The organism is Pseudomonas sp. 28 E 9 (genome assembly GCF_900004785.1).
Lineage (GTDB): Bacteria > Pseudomonadota > Gammaproteobacteria > Pseudomonadales > Pseudomonadaceae > Aquipseudomonas > Aquipseudomonas orientalis_A.
Genome location: NZ_CVTK01000040.1, coordinates 183011 through 200902 on the forward strand (window position 1 = coordinate 183011; position 17892 = coordinate 200902).

General features: G+C 56.4%; 14 protein-coding genes and 1 pseudogene. 14 read left to right on the forward strand and 1 reads right to left on the reverse strand.

Going from position 1 to position 17892, the window contains the following annotated elements:
• Window positions 1-336: 336 nt before the first annotated feature.
• Window positions 337-489: pseudogene (locus tag BFQ00_RS27850) on the reverse strand (IS3 family transposase); the annotation flags it as partial.
• A 202-nt stretch (window positions 490-691) separates the two neighbouring features.
• On the opposite strand from BFQ00_RS27850, the gene BFQ00_RS29030 reads away from it, so the two are divergent.
• The 14 genes from BFQ00_RS29030 to BFQ00_RS08470 are packed head-to-tail and all read left to right on the forward strand — an operon-like array spanning window position 692 to window position 17860.
• Window positions 692-931, forward strand: coding sequence for a hypothetical protein (locus tag BFQ00_RS29030; RefSeq protein WP_139114980.1), 240 nt, complete (start codon window positions 692-694; stop codon window positions 929-931).
• Between the two features lie 2 nt (window positions 932-933).
• Window positions 934-1920: an ABC transporter ATP-binding protein gene (locus tag BFQ00_RS08410; protein WP_065933178.1), complete on the forward strand. Its 987-nt coding sequence runs from the start codon at window positions 934-936 to the stop codon at window positions 1918-1920.
• 36 nt (window positions 1921-1956) lie between these two features.
• Window positions 1957-3000 carry an ABC transporter permease gene (locus tag BFQ00_RS08415; RefSeq protein ID WP_065884375.1) on the forward strand — a complete coding sequence of 348 codons (1044 nt, stop codon included), beginning with the start codon at window positions 1957-1959 and terminating at the stop codon, window positions 2998-3000.
• Window positions 3000-3932: a lantibiotic dehydratase C-terminal domain-containing protein gene (locus BFQ00_RS08420; protein ID WP_065933179.1), complete on the forward strand. Its 933-nt coding sequence runs from the start codon at window positions 3000-3002 to the stop codon at window positions 3930-3932. The genes BFQ00_RS08415 and BFQ00_RS08420 overlap by 1 nt, the downstream gene beginning before the upstream one ends.
• Entirely contained in the window at window positions 3919-5265 is a 1347-nt protein-coding gene (locus BFQ00_RS08425; protein WP_170827542.1) for a YcaO-like family protein, read from the forward strand. The genes BFQ00_RS08420 and BFQ00_RS08425 overlap by 14 nt, the downstream gene beginning before the upstream one ends.
• 10 nt (window positions 5266-5275) lie before the next feature.
• The gene (locus BFQ00_RS08430; protein WP_065933181.1) at window positions 5276-5905 is read left to right on the forward strand and encodes a hypothetical protein; all 630 of its coding nucleotides are present in this window, start codon (window positions 5276-5278) and stop codon (window positions 5903-5905) included.
• Window positions 5906-5916: 11 nt separating this feature from the next.
• Window positions 5917-8307: a SagB family peptide dehydrogenase gene (locus BFQ00_RS08435; protein ID WP_170827543.1), complete on the forward strand. Its 2391-nt coding sequence runs from the start codon at window positions 5917-5919 to the stop codon at window positions 8305-8307.
• On the forward strand, window positions 8307-9326 hold the full coding sequence (locus BFQ00_RS29595) for a hypothetical protein (protein WP_065933183.1): 1020 nt from the start codon (window positions 8307-8309) through the stop codon (window positions 9324-9326). Before BFQ00_RS08435 ends, BFQ00_RS29595 begins: the two co-directional genes overlap by 1 nt.
• Window positions 9323-11893 (forward strand): lantibiotic dehydratase, encoded by a 2571-nt coding sequence (locus tag BFQ00_RS08445; protein ID WP_065933184.1) that lies wholly within the window; start codon window positions 9323-9325, stop codon window positions 11891-11893. The genes BFQ00_RS29595 and BFQ00_RS08445 overlap by 4 nt, the downstream gene beginning before the upstream one ends.
• On the forward strand, window positions 11890-12891 hold the full coding sequence (locus BFQ00_RS08450) for an efflux RND transporter periplasmic adaptor subunit (protein WP_065933185.1): 1002 nt from the start codon (window positions 11890-11892) through the stop codon (window positions 12889-12891). The genes BFQ00_RS08445 and BFQ00_RS08450 overlap by 4 nt, the downstream gene beginning before the upstream one ends.
• Window positions 12892-12902: 11 nt before the next feature.
• A complete protein-coding gene (locus BFQ00_RS08455) occupies window positions 12903-13613 on the forward strand; it encodes an ABC transporter ATP-binding protein (RefSeq protein ID WP_065884367.1) in 711 nt (236 codons plus the stop codon).
• Complete coding sequence (locus BFQ00_RS29600) at window positions 13610-14755, forward strand: ABC transporter permease (RefSeq protein ID WP_065884366.1); 1146 nt, start codon at window positions 13610-13612, stop codon at window positions 14753-14755. The genes BFQ00_RS08455 and BFQ00_RS29600 overlap by 4 nt, the downstream gene beginning before the upstream one ends.
• The gene (locus BFQ00_RS08465; protein WP_165386107.1) at window positions 14752-15951 is read left to right on the forward strand and encodes an ABC transporter permease; all 1200 of its coding nucleotides are present in this window, start codon (window positions 14752-14754) and stop codon (window positions 15949-15951) included. The genes BFQ00_RS29600 and BFQ00_RS08465 overlap by 4 nt, the downstream gene beginning before the upstream one ends.
• Window positions 15944-17860, forward strand: a complete 1917-nt coding sequence (locus BFQ00_RS08470; RefSeq protein ID WP_065933187.1) for a S9 family peptidase — start codon at window positions 15944-15946, stop codon at window positions 17858-17860. The genes BFQ00_RS08465 and BFQ00_RS08470 overlap by 8 nt, the downstream gene beginning before the upstream one ends.
• Window positions 17861-17892 lie beyond the last annotated feature (32 nt).

A 17892-nucleotide genomic window follows, 5' to 3' on the forward strand; every position in this document is an offset into this window, starting at 1 on the left:
CTGACGAATCAATGCCCCATGTATAGCTCTTCCCAATAACGTGAATCGGTGTCCGGTTTTCCGGGTGGTTTCTTGACTTGCACACTTCAAAAAAGCGGTCGGAACCCAAGAAATCCTCAACGACATAGAACAATGCAAAGAATTTCCTGTAGTGACTGTGTTCCGCATAACCTTTTTAAATGTCAGCTTAGTATTGTTTGTGGACTGCCGAGAAGGGGAGGTTGATCCGATGACTGATGGAACTCCGCCTAGGCAGAATCACAAATATTAGAACTGTATGTGCAGACTCATTCTTATGCCATAGGCATGGGGAAGGCGGAAAGAAACATGGACTGGTTATGCCGCTAAGCCCAGATTTTCACGATACTCAATGGGACTGAGCGCGCCAAGCGAAATCTTTATACGTTTTTCCTTGTACCAGCGAATGTATGAATACAAGGCATGAATGTACTGCTTGATGCTCGTTGACTGCCGGTTGCGGGGATTGAACCGCTACGTTTTCAATCAGCGCCGACACACTGCCTCCTGTCGGCATTGCTTAATGTATGTTTTTCCGAATTCTGCGGGCCTCTCGATGAGAATTCTTATCATTTGCTCGGTTTGTTGTTAGCGCCTATTGCTTGTGGTGCTAAAAAACCCTAACTTGCCCATCGTGATATCAATATGGCGATTGTAAATAAGGATTTTTACCATGAGTTCACTTCAGCAACTGATTGCTCCTTCGCACCGTTTCGACCTCCAATTAAGCCCCGCTAACAGCTATGACGAAATCGAGCTGTTTGTCGAAGAGTTGTCGGATTCGCTGCATTTTGCCAGTGACTGTGCTTCCAGTATTGGTAGCGCCAGCACTACCGGTGGGTGTGCGGGTGGCTGTGTTTCGTCAGCTTCTACTGTAGGTACCTTGTCCTGCATTATCAGTACTGGCAGTTAACTATGCTTCACGAGGCGTTGCTTAAGCCTTTGATACCTTCGCTGAAAACAACTCAATCTGGATACCTGACGGTGTCCGGGCTTAGTCAGTCTTATGCCAAGGTGGAAGTGCTCAAGGATATCAATTTCTCCTTACATCCCGGAGATATTGTTGGTCTGGTCGGTCCCAATGGGGCGGGCAAAACGACCTTGATAGAAACCATACTTGGCTTGTTGCCGTTTGCGTTTGGTCATATCACGTTGTTAGGCGTGGATGTCCGAAAGGGATTGTCTACGCAGGTTAAGCAGCGAATTGGTGTGGCGCCCCAATCGTTTACGCTGCCTGCCAATTTGAATGTCGCTGAGATAGTCGACATGTATCAAGTGGTCTATAAGAATGCTCGATCTGCAAAGCAACTCATACAGCAGGTGGGATTGACAGAGCAAAGTAAGGTTCGTTTTGGTCGGTTATCAGGTGGGCAGAAGCGGCGTTTAGCGTTGGCGCTGTCGCTGATTGGTGAGCCTGATGTCATGTTTCTTGATGAGCCGACCGGCGATATCGATCCTCAAGGTCGCCGCTTTATCTGGGATATTATTTTAGAGCAGGAACGCCAAGCCCAGCGTGCCGTGCTTATTGCGACTCACCAGATGGAAGAAGTGGAAGCGCTCTGCAATCGTGTGATTATTCTTGATAAGGGGCTCATCCTTGAAGATGATCGCCCCCCAGCGTTGATCGCCAAGTACTGCCCTGACCACTGCATTAACTTTATTACGCCTGCCGGTCTGACTGATGCATTGTTATGTGCCATTCCGCGGGTTGAAATTCGTACTATCGCTGAAGACCCGTATCATTGTTTCGTACGCCTGAAAACACGTAATGTCAGTAACGATTTATTGCACGTTGCGAATCTTGAAAAAAGCCACCCTGGAATAATCATCCAGCTTCAGATTGCGAAGAGCACCCTCGAAGATGTGTTCATTCAACTGACAGGAAAAGCCCTGCGCGACTGAATCCAGCACGAGTATCGAGGTATTAAGGATGATGCCATGAAGTCTGTTTTAACCGTTTACGCCCGATTGTCCCTGTCCGCCTTCAAAGAGTATTCGCGCGACCTGCTGCCCCTGCTTTTTTCTTTTGCCCTGCCTATGTTTTTTATTATTACCCTGGGCAACAGTTCGGGAACACCTGACAGCGCCAGTAGTATCAAAGTGCTTGTCGTTGGCAATGAAGGCGCCGCCAATCGGGCGTTCAGCGCATTGACTGAGCAGCCGTTGTTTTCGGTAAGGCGAGTTGCGAGCGCTGATCCTGACCTTGTCATCCAGCAACAGCAAGCCACTCTGGTCATCGCTCCAAGCGGTCAACCCAATCCGCCACTGGCGCTCTACAGTACGCGGCAGGGGCAAAGTCTAGCGCCGCTGATTGACAAGCTGCTTGCTGCGCCCGCGGCCGCCACTACCTCTTTGCAACCTCGACTGGTTGCCGAAAACGGATTTGATTATTTCAAGTTTCTGTTCCCCGCCACTGTGGCGTTATCCCTGCTTCAAGTTTCTTTGTTCGGTACAGCGGCACCCATCATTGCGGCACGGGAAAAAGGCATTTATCGGCACTTTGCGGTAGTGCCTATGCCGCGACTGGCGTTATTGATCTCTCAACTCAGCGTGCGCCTGGTCATCGCCATTCTACAAGTTATGTTATTGGTAATCGTCGGGTGTTTGTTTTTTCGAGTGCGCATCGAACAGCCGGTAGCCTTTGGCTTCGTATTGCTGCTGGGTAGCGCAACACTCGTCACTTACGGTTATGCAATTGCCGGCATCTTCAGTTCATTAAACCTTGCGAATGGTTTTTTATTATTATTGAATTTCTATTGCATGAGTTTTGGCCAGTTGTTCAACGATATTAGTCAGGGGCAGTGGAGTTGGTTGATTCCGACGACACCGGTGGGGCTACTCTCGGACGCGTTGCGGCAAGTGATGTCCGGGCTGGAAGGCGTCTATTCGCTTTCAACCAGTATTCTCGGATTGATTGCCTATTTGATGGTTTCGGCATTTATTGGCGTTAAGTTTTTCCGTTTCAGTCCCAAGGTGAAGTGATGGAAGCAGTTCAGTTGTCGGGTGCACTCAAGCCATTGGAATGGCACTATTACAAGATTTACGTTGGAGGGAACCATGATGCGCTCGACTTTGTTATAACGGACTGTCTGGCGAGTGCACTGACTCTTGTAGAGAGTGGCAACTGGTTTTATTTACGCTACTTCGATGAAGGAGGCCTGCATTTGCGTTTGCGCGTGCACCTCCACGGCGGTGAGGGCAGTGCACAAGAGCGAGAGTTTTATCATCAGTTGCATGATGGACTTTCGTTGCTTTCCCAGCGCGTCCCCTCGACGTATGTGCCACTCGTGTCTTTCGATGGTTATTCCGTTTTATCGTCCGGAGAAGATTCTTCAATCTATTGCTGCCGCGATCGATATATTGCGGAGTTGGATGTTTTTGGCGGCGAACACGGCATGCCTATTGCCGAAGAAGTTTTCTGCCTGTCCAGCGATATTGCCCGTGAAGTATTGCTGCGCGAGTCTCAGGCTGAACTGAGCCGCAAAGACTCTGTCCTGCCTTTTTTTGTAGAGACACTGCAGATATTTTTGTCTGAGGATGCCTGTGCCGAGTTTTTAGAGCGTTATTCAACCTTCTGGCTTTCCGGCAATCCGGAAATCGGTAATTACAAGTCGGCTTTTATCGATAAGGCAAATGCAATGTTGGATGCAAACGAGGCAATTGTCCCGCCAACGCAATCCCAACATCCTTCTATGGCAACACTGATTACGCGTTGGCATAAAGCTATGCGCAATGCGAGGGAGCGCTACAAAAAAGAGTGTCCGCTCTATACCCCGATGCTCGCCGATACGCTGGCCTTTTATTTCGCTCATTTGATGAATAACCGTTTGGGGTTCACCACGTTGGATGAATCTTATCTGGCGATTTTGCTGGCCAAGACTTACGAGCGTGGATTGCACCATGCATCCGCATAATTTTGCGGTTAGCAAAGACCTAGTGGACAAGTACCCTTTTCTGTCGCTATTGGCTCCAGCGGGAGGAGTGGTCAGGTCGGTGCAGACACATTCTTCCCAAGAAATGCACGTACCTCGTTTTCATTCGTTTATTGCGCATTTGGGTAATCTGAATCTGGCTTTTCCCCATGTTTCGGACTACCACGGCAATCGCTCTGGCCGAGTAGAAATGGCCGGGTGCGGGGCCGACGAACGCCCGGAGCTTGCAATGGTTCGTGCGGTCGCCGAAGCAGCAGAACGTTATTCGATGAGCGTCTTCAACAAAGACGACATTGTCACCGCAAGCTTTGCAGAGGTGGGGTCACAAGGCTTGAGTTACGAGAGCATTGCGTGTGGCTCTGCTGCCGAGTACGCGGACCCGCTCAGCCCTTTGAAGCGAATTGACCCGCACGCTCCTGTGCGTTGGGTCTACGGTTATTCGCCGTTGGAAAACCGGCGCAGGCTGGTGCCGCTGATCATGACGCACTTGTTTATACGCCCTTGGCCAAGTGAGCACTTTTGGTTACCCATCTCAACCGGTGTCGCTGCGCACACTGACTTTGCCCAAGCGGCGGTGGCGGCTATCTGCGAAGTCATCGAGCGTGACGCCATCGCCCTGACGTGGTTGCTTCGGCCTACGTTGCCCCGTATCTGGCTGGACGAACCGGCTCCGGCAGAGCATGCGGAAAAGTTTTATCGACTGCGCGAAAGCGGTCTTGAGCAGCTGTTCTTCGATGCCACTTCAGAGCTGGGTATTCCTACGGTGTATGGCTTGCAGCTTAAGGAAGGCGATCCGCAAGCGGCGCAATTTATCAATTGCACCACCGGCTTTAATCGGTGGGATGGTTGCGCAAAGTTGATCCGCGAAAGTGCCATGGGGCGCTCGATATTAGCACTGTCGTTACCCATACCCGATGACGTGCGTGACTTTGTTGAACTGGAACATGGCGCAATTTACATGGGGCGCGCGGAACAGCGCCCAGCCTTTGATTTTCTGACGGGCTCTAACGTAGTGATGCCGATCTCCCGGATGAGTCAGCCGGACGTTGTCACGCCGCGCGAACAATTGCGCTACCTGTTGGAGCGCTTGGATGCAGCGGGCATGGAAGTGGTGTTGGTTGACCTGACTACCGATGAATTGCGCGACGCAGGGCTAAGGGTAATTCGCGCTGTAATCCCTGCGCTGATGCCAATGTCCGCTACTTACCGGGCAAGGTATTTGGGTCACCCTCGGATTTTGCAGGCTCAGGCCAGGCAAGCCGAACAATCGGGACGCGAAGTCGAGATCAACCCCTACCCACAACCGTTTGCCTGAGGAACCTGCCATGTTAGTCATCCATCAAGGCGGGTTTGGTCTTGCCGTTGCCCAGGCAATGTTAGAGCGTTGCGTCAGCGGTCGTTCGCTGAGTATCGACGATGCGCTTTCCCACCGCTGGGAAGATGAGACGAAAGACACATTCGTCGCCTTGGCATTGGGCAGTCTGCATCCCAGTCGAACACGCCGCCTCGCACAGGTGCTTTGGGAGCGGAAACTGACGCATTCGGTCGTGATGCTATCGGATCAAAATCTACTGATCGGACCACTGGTGGCGCCTCCTGATGGGCCATGCTTGCGCTGCGCGATGGCCCGCAGTCTGAGTATGTTCGATACCCCACAGAACGCCAGGCTCGAGAGCAATCGCCAGCTTTACATGGAACACACAGGCACCGCGCAAATACCCGGTTACTTACCCAGCCAGGTGCAAATGGCTGCCGTGAAACTGCTGCAACATGCAGGCGCGGCCCCCGAGCATAGAGGGCGACTGACGGTTATCAGCCTTAATGGCAGCTGGTCGGTGCACACGCGCATAACGGCGTTGCATGGCTGTACTTGTCGTGGCAACACGCTGGTCAGTGTGGCAGAGCGCTGGACTGCGCAATTGGAACGTGACATCGAGGTCGCGCGGCAGATATGAGCGAATGGAGTATGAGCGCGAACCTTTCAGGGCAGCAGTTCGGCGGGCAAGATGAATTATTGGAGCGACTGCCTGCACGCCCAAAGCTATTGCGTGAGTTAGTCGTGGTGCCGGCTGGGCCCGATGCGGTGACTTTTTATGGCACTCAGAAACCACAAACCCTGCGTTGCCCACAGGGGCTGAAGAAACTCAGTGAGTTGCTTGCTCTGCTGGACGGCCGCCACAGTCTCGACGAAATTTCACAAGACCTGGCGTCGCACTTCAGTGGCGGTGTCACAGGGCTGGTATCCCTGTTGTTTCGCTATGGTTTGCTAGAAGACGGCGACGCGCAAAGCGGCAACGATGAGCCTGTGGGCTGCTATGCCGCGCGCTTCTGCGGTTCCTCCGGATATCATGCAAACCGTGACGCAGCCATAGCTCAAGCCGATGCCGTCCGATTACTGGTGGCGTGTCCTCAGCCTGTACGCGCCGCGTTATGCGCCAGCCTTGGAGGCGGCACGCTGGGAACGCTTCGCGTAGTACACAGCGCTGCTGAGGTGGCAGGTTCTGAGCATACTCATGCCCTGCTCGTACTCTCGGGTGGCGTTGAGGATGAAGAACTGCTCAAGGTCGCCGATGCGTTGCATGCCTCGAAAAGACCTTATTTCATCGGTACGCTTGGCAGCGATTGCATGCATCTGGGGCCCTTGGTGTTGCCTGGGCTGTCCGCAAGTCATCGCTGCGCCAGGTTGCAACTCAGCGCACCGGCGCCCTTGGCCGACCCGCTGGAAGCGGAGTTCCAGTGTGCTTACATTGCCCATGAGTGGCTGCAGATTGCGTTGGGGTTGTTGACCGAAACCTATCTGAACAAAGTTCGCGTGCATCCTGTTGATAGTCGCGGCGCCTATCCCGTCAACAAACCCATCGCGCGAATCCCCGGCTGCCTTTTTGGAGGGCTTGCGACAGCCGCCTGCCTGGCTCCCGATGATCCGGCGTTTGCCGCTTGGGTGCATCACGTCAGTGTGCGCATGCCTCCCAAGGAGTGGCTAGCTCCGCGCCTGTTCGAAGGCCATTTCAAGATGGCCAATCTAAAGCTTTATGGTGCTCCCGTCACCCGCAGCTATGCGCTGGGAACCCTGACGCTGCCGGCGGCGGCCGAACTTCCTTCACACGCTGGAGGAGTGAGTGTGCAAGCAGCGTGCGACGAACCGTCATTGGCGCAGCTGGCGGCGATTCTGCTGTATGCAGTCGGCGAGCAAACGTTGGAAGACGGCAGCCGGCGGCGCATCGCGCCCTCGGGGGGAAGCCTGCGCTCATGCAGTTTTTATGTGTTGGTCAATCATTTGGCGCAGCTGGCATCCGGTCTTTATCTTTACGACGGTGAGACTGACTCTTTGATCCCTGTGAAGGTCGCCAGTCTTGTTGCCTTGCGCCAGTTGCTATACGGGACAGAGCACGCACCGTGCCCTGTTTCGCTAGTCGCCTCGAGCCACTTGGGCCGCGTACGCAACAAGTACCAGGATTTCGGCTTTAACCTTGTGCATTGGGATGCCGGTATTGCCTGCCAATACGCCACTCTGGTGGCTTCTGTCTTCGGGTTGAGGGTCGTGCAGCCCGCCTTGCTGCAAGCCGAACGCTGTGCTGAGCTGCTGAACCTCAACACGCAGGAAAATGCCCAGATCGCCAGCAGCGTTCTGCATCTTGGCGGGCCGATGTCGGCCCCTGCCAATCAGCTCTTGAGTTCGAGCAGCAGTACCGCGCAGGAGCTGTTGATCGGCGCCGGCCATACTCGTGCGTGTCACGTTGGACAATCCCTTCCAGGCTGGGTGTCTCCAAGCCCAGAGGGTCGCGACAACACGTTGGATGTTGCCTCTTTGCTGCTGGGCCGTCGTGCAACCTATCGTTACGCCGAACAGCCGATCAGTACCTCGTGCCTGGTCAGGCTGGTTGTCAGTGCTCATCGGGCCTTGGTTGCTCACCAAGAACGGGGAGGCCCGAGACTGGACGTCTGGCCCTGGCTGCTGCTGATGCGCCCTGATGGGTCCATGACGCCGGGCATCTACGATTGCCGCAAACCTGCTCCTGAGCAATGGGTGCAACGCGCAAGCCCGCTGACCCCGGCGATTTTCGCTGAATGCTTCAATCAGCAGGGTTTTCAAAAAGCGGGCGCAGCGTTGGTTTTCATGGCGGATCTGGAGCAAAGCTTCAGTCAGATGGGGCGGCCGGTTTACCCACTGCTGTTGCAGCAAGCGGGCGGCGCTGCGGTCGCCACTTGGCTGGAGGCCCTCGCCATCGGGTTGGTGGGTTGCACGGTGGGTGGAATTATTGAGGCTGGCTTCATGCGTCTGGCGGGTACCGACGGCTACTGCGAAACACCGTTGTTCTCATTGGTATTGGGCCATCCGATCGAGGACGGCGCGTGATGACGTACCCAAGCGAAGCATCCCCCGCCTGCTCATTTAATTCGCGGGTTATCGATGTACAGCCGGATATCGACACGCTGATCCTTGTCGGTGACATGCATAGCCGACCATTAAAGCTGGCAGGTCTTTCCTGCACGCTGGCGTTGGCGATCAAGCGCGGCGCGAGTGAAAGCGAATTGATCGCCATTTTGGGCCTGGCCTATCCCAACCATCCTGCGGCGCATCATCAGCGAGCCTTGCAGACGTTTATCGGTAAATTGCGCACCGCCGGGTTGCTTGACGAGGATCAGGTGCGCTCCATGGGCCGTTGGTCGATGCCTAATCCGGACCCGTTGGCCGAAGTTCTGGCAGGGCGCTTGCTCACCCTTCCTGCGCGCTTGCGTCGTTGGTTGTTGCGCGGCGCGGTGATCGGGAGTGTGGTAATCATTCTGTTGGCCCTGCAACACCAACCCCACTGGCGCGAATGGGCTCTTTCAACGCCCGTCCATTGGGTAGCCCTTGGCGTAGGAGTGCTGGCGTGGCTGATCCTGCATGAATTGGCGCATGCCGTGGCTTGCCGCATGCATGGTTGCCCCGTGTCGGGCGCCGGGCTGATGCTCAGAGGTTTCCTGCTGCCGTCGCCCTTTATCAATACGTCGGCGATTCATCTGTTCCCTGGTGACGCGATACGTCTGCACGTCGCCATTGCGGGCCCCGTCCTGGATCTGCTGCTGGCCGGCGTGCTTGCCGCCGGGTTGATGCTCATGCCACCAGGCAGTGCTACTGCGGTTGTACAGGCGCTGTTGCAACTGGTGTTGCTCGGCCTGTACTTCAATCTCACCCCATTTCGAATCTCTGATGGGCGCACGGCCTTTGACGTGTATTTCGGCGACATCCGACAGACTTATCAGCCGCGATGGGGGAGGGCGTCTATGTCGGTCATGAATGTTCGTCGCAACGCCTTTGCAGCCTATGCGGCGCTCTACATCATCGTCACGGCTTTCGTCATCATCCAAGTCGCCGGCTGGGCCATTCAATGAGCACTTACGAGACATGTGCGCTGCCTTCCAAGGGCGTCCAAGATGCAGTCACCGAGCTGCGGATCATGCCGTTCGTACTGGTACGCATCGCAGGTTTGCCTGCCACTCACGGCGTTGAGTTGCCTGGGCGGGAAGTCAGTGAGATTGCCGCGCGGCTGCGCTCTGTCGTGGAGCAATTGCACGTGCTGGCCCTTAACCTGGTCAGTGCATTATTCGATGCTGTCGCGCAGCCCTCGGCAACGGCCTATCGCGCAGGGTTATTGCGGGCAAAACGGCAGGTCTTCAACGGCGTTGAACTGCTGGCGAGCGCCGAGCTATTGGCATGGCTCGAACAGCAATTGCCCGATGTTCTCGCACTCTGCCAAGCGTATCAGCAGGTATTCAGGACGCGTGCCGAACTGCAGGCGCGTCTGGAGTCCAGCTGCGCTGCGCAACAGGAAACCACTCGAGCAATCTTGCAGGACACACTGGCGCAGCCGGCTTTCAATCGTGCATTGGGACTGGCCGCGCCGCGGCTGCTGGCCCAATTACAGCTGCCCCTGCAGGCGCATCCGCGCAAACGACGCAAGCAATTGGAGCGCACCCTGATGGCGTTTATGCTGCGTGCGGGAATGAAGGTCAGTCCCTTCAGTAGTTTTGCCTCCACCTGCCAAGCAAACCTGGACCCGACCTGCGAACTGGGCCACCTCCACGCTCATGGCCAAAGGTTGCAGGCAACGTCGCGCTTAAGCCGAAGCGTGGTCGTCGCATTGCGCGAGCAGTTGGCCGAGAGTTCGCTGGCTGACAGCAACAAAGTTGAATTTTGTCTGAATCCAAGCCTGCGTTTTTTGCAGGACGAAAACGCTTTTTTGCGATCGCTTCGTGCCCATGGGCGCGATTATCAAGTGCGGCGCGGCACGCTGTGGAGTGAGGAAAGTTTGCTCAATGCCAGGCTGGCTCCTTCGCTGTGCGCGCTGTTGCAAGGATTGCCCGCGTGTTTTGGTCGGGAAGATTTTTTGCGGCGTCTGCGCCAGATTGAGCGGGAACCGCAGAAAGCTGAACGCCTGCTTAAACAGCTGTTACGCAAAGACATCCTGCGCCTGCTCCCGCAATGGCAGGCACAGGATGATGCACCCGCTTTATTGTTGGCCGATGCCATGCAAGAGCACCCGCAGATGACCGAGCTGGCAGGCCGGCTGCGCCAACTCGATAACCGTGCCCGCACCTTTGCCGACACGCCCACATCCTTGCGTCCTGCATTGCTCAATGAGATTGAGGAGGGCATCGCCGAGCTGCATACCCGACTCGGCAATCGCCACCCTCCACGGCTGGCCAGCAGTGTCTATGAAGATGTGCGCAATAGTGGCCTGACCCTGAGTTTCGGGACGCGGTTTGCCGAGCAGACGTTGCGTCGTATTGCTGATGTGGTGGGTCGGTACGCGACTATTTCGGCCGAATATCTATGGCTGCGTGAATGCTTCATTGAGCGATTCGCAGAAGGAGGCTGCTGCACGGACGTCGAGGGTTTCTTGCGTGACGTGTGGCCGGCCTACTTGGCGTTGGGACAAAACATTCTCAATGGCAACGTTCCACGCCCGGCTCTTGGCCGCGTCGCGCCAGCAGCATTGCGCCTGCCCTTGACGGTGTATTTCCAGCTGGTAACGCCTGACCTGGACGAGGCCCTTAACGGCAAACCGCTGGTGGTGATAAATGGCGCGTACCACCGAGCCGCCTGGCAACTTGCGCGTGGGGCCATTAACAATGGCACGCAGCAGGATCCCTACGAAACTCAATTGCGCGATTGGATTGTGGACGTTCATCGCCCGATTGCTCCAGCGACCGTCACGGTCAGTGGTGAGTCAAGCAATCTGCAAGCACAGCCGCGGTTGTGCGAGCGGCAGTTATGCCTGGATGAGCAACCTATGCAGGACAGTGACTTGCTGTTGCGGGATATGCAATTGATCCACAACGCCGACACCGGCCTGCTTGAGCTGATCGGCCCGGATCATCAGCCGCTGGCGTTGCAGTACTTGGGCGGCGCTTCGCCGCTGCCGGCCTGGGGGATCAAGTATCTGCTCACGCTGCTGGTCGAGCCCGTCCAGATCGGGCGCCCAGGCGCTGAAATGGTGAGCGCAGGCCTCCTCGACGCTGACTTTCGCCACCAGCCACGTCTGGAAGACGACGGCTGTGTGCTGTTGCGGGAAACCTGGTGGTTGCGCTCGCGCATGCTGCTTGAGTGCCTGGAGGGCCTCAGCAGCTCGGCACAGGTCGCTGCGCTGTTACGGCTGTGTGCCGAACATGGCATCCCTGAAGACGTGTTTGTGAACGGTCAATTCGACGATTTTTTTGGCTGGAAATCTTTCGCCGCCGCCAAAACCCGCAAGCCGTTCTGGTGCCGCCTGAGCAATATCGCGTGCATGGACTACGTGCTCGGTTTGGCGCGGGACACTGATTGGCTGGTACTTCGCGAGGCGCTTCCGGCGCCACAAGACAGCTGGCTGAAGATTGACGATAAACCCTGCGTTACGGAGATGCATACGGAAATGGTGCTGGTGGGTGGGCATATGGCCAATGGATGGATCAAATGAGCAGCAGCCGCGATCCTTTGGAGTTATTGAACCGTCCTGTCGGCGCCTTTACGGATGCGTCGGTGCCGGCGGTGCGGCATCGGCCTCGCTGGTTGTGGCTATTGCTGCCGGGCGCAGCGGCGGTCGCCTTCTGGGTATTTTCTGCGCAGCCTCAACCTGTGCCTTTGGCCGATAAACGCGAGGTCGGCACACCGGACTCAGTGGAAACGGCCCCTGTACCCGGTGCGGCCACGCAAATCACCGCTGCAGGTTTTATCAAGGCCGATCAGTTGGCGACGGTTTCCGCCGAGGTGACCGGAACCTTGAAGAAAACCTATGTACAACGCGGTGACCGGGTAAAAAAAGGCGATGCCATTGCCGCTTTGGATACGGCGTCCTTGAGCAGCCAACTGAAGTTTGCGCAAGTTCAACTGAAAGTCGCGCAGAACAACGAGCATCAAGCGCGTGAGCGCTTGCCTCTGGCAGAGGCGCGTTTCCGGCGCATTGAGTTGTTGAAGGACGAACAAGTGGTGCCACCCCAGGACTATGAGGATGCCAAGTCCGAAGTCACCGAGCGCCGTGCGGAGGTGCAGCGCTATGGGCTCCAGGCTGAGTCTGCGGCGATTGATATCCAGGGTCGCCAGATCGATTTGGAGCGCGCGACCATCCGTGCCCCATTCGATGGAATCATTGTTTCCCTAGATGCTGCCGTGGGTGAGGTGGTTTCACCGGTTTCCGCTGCCGGCGGCTTCGCCAGAACGGGCATTGCGACATTAGTCGACACTCGACACTTTTATGCCGAGGTCTGGGTACCTGAAAAGTCCCTGGGGAAACTCGAAAGCCGGCAACGTGTTTCAGTCAAACCCGATGCGTTGCCTGAGCTCGCGGTGGGCGGCAGTGTTGCCTATATCTCGCCACTGGTTGACGAGCAACGGGCTGCCGTACTGGTGCGAATTGCCCTGGAGCAAGCCCCGCAAGCCTACAAACACAACATGTCAGTACACGTTGATTTCTTATAAGGAATGCTTTTTTGCAGACGCCCTCAGACGATGAAATCGTGCTGCGCCTCAACGGTGTGGCGCGTGCGCATATCAAAGGTCGCGAACGTATCCGCGTACTGCAGGGCCTGGACCTTGAGGTGCAACGTGGCGAGATGGTCAGCATCATGGGGCCTTCCGGTTCGGGCAAGTCCACGTTGCTGGACGTCATCGCCGGGGTGATCCCGTCTAATGAGGGTGTGGTGGAGCTTGCCGGTCATCGCATGGACGGTAAAAGCGAGTCACTGCGCACCCAGATACGCGCTGCCCATATCGGTTTTGTTTTTCAGTTCTACTGCTTGATTCCGGCTCTGACAGCGGAGGAAAACGTCATGCTGCCGCTGCACTTGTGGAAACTGTCTCGCAAGGAACGGGCACTGCGCGCCGATGCTGCATTAGAGGTGGTGGGCATGACCCATCGGCGGCGTCACCTTCCGGGTGAGCTGTCTGGCGGTGAGCAGCAGCGCATCTCGATTGCCCGTGCAATTGCAGGCAATCCGGACGTGCTGTTATGCGATGAGCCGACCGGAGACTTGAATAAAGAGACTGGCCTGGAAGTGATGGCGATCATTGAGCAATTGAGTCACCACTATCGCAAGGCGGTCGTCGTCGTGACCCATGATCCGAATGTCGCGGCATTAGCCGACCGACATTTGAGGCTGCAAAATGGCGTGCTGGTTGATGACAGGCCGAATCTGCGATGAGCGCCAGACTGACCTATATCTGGCGAGGCTTGCGTGGACATCGCGCGCGCTTTGTCCTAGTCGTGGCCTTTATCGCGTTTGGCATGTTGTTACTGCAGTTGGGAGCGGCGCTTGATAACGTCTTTTCCACGCCGCAGCAGGCTCAGACGGACCGAAGGTTGCTGGTCGTCAACGGGCTCAGCCCGCAGATGCCGCTGCCCGATGTGTATTTGGGACGTATTGCCGACCTCGAAGGGGTGGCCGCGGTTACGCACGTCACTTGGGTCGGTGCTTATTTCCGTCATCCCAGTTGGGTGGTGCCTGCCCTGGCGGTGGACAGTGCCAGTTTTCTTACCTTGAATCCCAGCTTACAGGTGGCGCCCAACCAGCTCGCCGAATGGCAACGCACGCGCGATGGCGTGCTGGTGGACCAGCGTTTTGCACAGTTGTACAAACTTGCCGTGGGCGATCGCCTGCCACTGCAATCCAGCGTCTGGGCTATAGATAATGGCGGCCTGCTGGATTTGCGCATCGTGGGAATTGTCATTGATAACACGCCTGAGAACCGTCCAGGACTGTATCTGCATTACAACTTTTTTGATTCCAGCCGCCTTGAAGGCAAGGGCTTGACCAGTTACTTCCTGATCGAGCCGAGTCAGGAGGCCGATGATGGGGCGCTGTCTCAACGGGTCGACGTCCACTTCAGCAACGATAGTATGCGCGGCACGACACAAACGGCTTCCCTGCAGGTGCACATGCGCCAGTTCACCGCGCGCCTGTTCGACTTCGGGCGCGCCATCGCTTTCGTCAGTTACTGCATCTGCCTGTTATTGGCTATTTTGCTGGCGGCCAATCTCTACGTGATCACGCAAAAATCCCTGGCCGATTATCAGATTTTTTACCGGCTCGGATTTTCTCGGCGCTGGGTAATCGTCACCGCGTTTTTTCAATTAACCAGTTACATCGTGTGTGGCGTGTTAGTCAGCATTCTGCTGGGGATTGCTATCCAACGCCTTATCGTATGGTTGCCCGTGGCGGTGCCGGGGGAGATCAGCCTTCATCCGGCGGACTATCTGCGGCTCTTGGCCGTGGGCGGTGTGTTGACCGTGGTCTGTACCGCACCGGCGCTCAGCCGCTTGATCCGCAGAGGTTTTTCCCAATGACTCGCGCTGGACAAACCGCCGCAGCGACTTCGACGTTGAGTAAAACCTGGGTGCTGGTGGTGATCTACCTGCGTCAGTTGCTGCGCAAACCGGTGTATCTGGCGGCAATAGTGCTCAGCTTTACGGTGGTCATGGCGGCCGTGGTCATGACATTCGCCGTACGTGAAGGGTTGCGTGCGACGCTGGATGCCAGTAGCGAACCCGGCTGGTATTTCATGATCAATGCGCACGCCAATACGGAATTGATGAGCCAGGTCACGCGAGCACAGGCACTTAACCTGGAGCAATTACACGACGCCGACGTTGCGCATGTGCGTGGTTATTCCGCGGAGTTGGCGATGCTTACCCGCCAGAAGGCCGACGGGCGCGATAAGGAGCTTATCGTGCGCGGCGTGACTGACGGGGCGTTCAGTCTGGTCAATCCCCTCAGCGGTGCGAACTATGCGCGGATCATCGAAGGTCGAAGGTTTCAGCCCGACAAAAATGAAGTCATCGTCGGTGCCAGTCTACGTAACCACTACCCGGATTTTGCTGTCGGGCACAGCATTCTGTTGAAAGGACAGCCGTGGAAAATCGTCGGTGTATTCACTTCGGGAGGCTCCGTTCGCGAGTCGGAGTTCTGGAGCGACTTGGTTCATCTGCGCACTGATTACGGCCTGGCCCCGGTCTACAGTGTCATCGCATTCGGCGGGCCGCCGGCGTCAGCGGCCAGATACAACGCAACGCTTGCAGACCTGGAAAAAGACACGCTGACCATACGCGACAGCCGTGAGCACTATGCTGGGCAGGCGCAGGACTTGATTGATCTAGTCATGTACTTTGGCCTCGCATTCGCGGTACTCGTCGGCATTGTGGCGGCCACGGGCGTGGCGGCGTTGATCGAGTCTTTATTGATGGACAATGCTGACGATTTGCGTGTGCTGGCGTTGATCGGCTTCGGCCGTGAACGCCTGATCGCCCACCTCGCGCTGATTGGGTTGCTTGGCTTCGCCGGTGGTGTGCTGGGCCTATTCATCTGCCTGTTGTTGTTCTCCGGCATGACGTTTACCACTTACAGCCAGTCCAGGGAACTTGCCTTTTCGATCTCTATCAATCGAGAGGTCATAAGTGCTTCACTCGCCTATTGCGTCCTACTCGGTATGGCTGCCGCCGCCTTGGTGATTCCACGTTTGCAACGTAGGGCCCGGCATGAATAGTCGCTTATCTTGCGTACCTTTGATCCCGCGGGCGTGCATTTTTGGCAACCCCGCCAATGCCCATCCGCAGATTGAACCCAATGGCCTGCGCCTGGCTTGGCTGGCGCCGCAGCATGGCGTGGTGAATATATGGGTCGCTCCCATCGACAGGTTGCACGACGCCCGGCCAGTCACGAATGCGGGCACTCGCGGAGTCGGTCTGTATGCCTGGACTTATCTGCCAGAGCATTTTGTGTATCTGCACGACGCAGAAGGTGACGAGAATTACCACATCCATTGCGTCAATACCGAGACTGGGATCGACCGTGACTTGACGCCTTTCGCTGGCGTACGTTCGACGATTGTCGCCATAAGTCGTGAATGTCCGGGCCAGATTCTGATCATGTGCAACAAGCGTTCGCTTGAGCATTTCGATCTGTACAACCTGGACCTGCAGAGCGGTCAGTATGTGCATGCGCTGGAAAACCCAGGGTTCATTTCCTTTGTGCTCGATGGTTTGTATCAGCCTCGTTTTGCGACCCGCTTAGCCGATACCGGCGAGCTTGAGATTCTTCGTTATCAGGGCGCGCAAGGGTGGTCGCCGTGGTTGAGTTTTCCAATCGAGGACGTGCGCGTATCCAGGGCACTGATGTTGGCCAAGGACGGAAAGCGGCTTTTTCTGCTCGATAGCCGCCAGCGAGATACCGCCGCCTTGACCTGCGTCGACCTGGAGTCGGGCCACGTGCAGGTGATAGCAGAGGACGCTGGAGCGGACATTTGCGACCTGCACTTCGATCTGGTGACCCAGGAGCCCATCCTGTACGGCGTTACGCGTGAGCGTCGGCGTTACACGGCACTGAATGCCGATATACAGGTGGATATCGACTTTCTGGCAGCCTCAGGCATCACCGATTGGCAGTTGATCAATCGCAGTAGGGATGATCGCTTATGGATCATTTCCACTTGCATCGATTGCCGGCCGCCGACGATTCAACTGTATGACCGCAATACTCGATTGCTGACGACGGTGATGAGTGCCGAAGCGTATTTCGACACCTCGACACTGGTTCCCATGCAGTGCGTCAGCTTCCGTGCACGAGACGGTCGCGCCTTGATCGCGTATCTCACGCGTCCACCTGCAACCACCGCTCGTGGCCCGATGGTGCTGCTGGTTCACGGTGGACCTTGGGCTCGCGATGAGTACGGATTCAATAGCTACCATCAATGGCTCGCCAATCGCGGCTACAACGTGATGAGTGTGAACTTCCGTGGCTCCACCGGGCTGGGCAAAACCTTCATCAATGCCGGTGACGGCGAGTGGGGGCGCAAGATGGACGATGACTTGCTCGACGCAGTTGAGTGGGCGGTATGCGAAGGCGTTGCCGACCCGATGCGCGTGGCGATCATGGGCGTCAGTTATGGAGGCTATGCCGTTTTAGCGGGCATGACCCGTAGTCCTGATCGCTATGCCTGCGGCGTCGACCTCTGCGGACCCACCAATCTGGAAACCTTCATCGACTCGATCCCTGTCTACTGGGCGAGTCTGCGGTCCGCATTCATACAAGCCATCGGTGATCCGCAAACCACAGCAGGCCTTGCACTGCTGCGAGAGCGCTCGCCGATTCATCATGTGCACACACTCAGTAAACCGCTGCTTGTGGGGCATGGCGCCCATGATGTGAGGGTGCGTCGAAACGAAAGCGATCAACTGTGCGAGGCCTTGCGCGCCAACGATATCCCCGTGACTTATCTGCTTTTTCCTGACGAGGGCCACGGCCTGCAACGACCGGGCAACATGCTCTACTTCAATGCCGTCGTCGAAACGTTCCTGGCGCGGTATCTCGGTGGGCGCGCAGAGCCGATCAGTGACGAAGAACGCAGCAATAGCAGTGCTCAGTACCTCATGCAAGCGGAGGACGATTGCCGATAGGGATCGGCTGCAAGACCCATAAAAATATAACG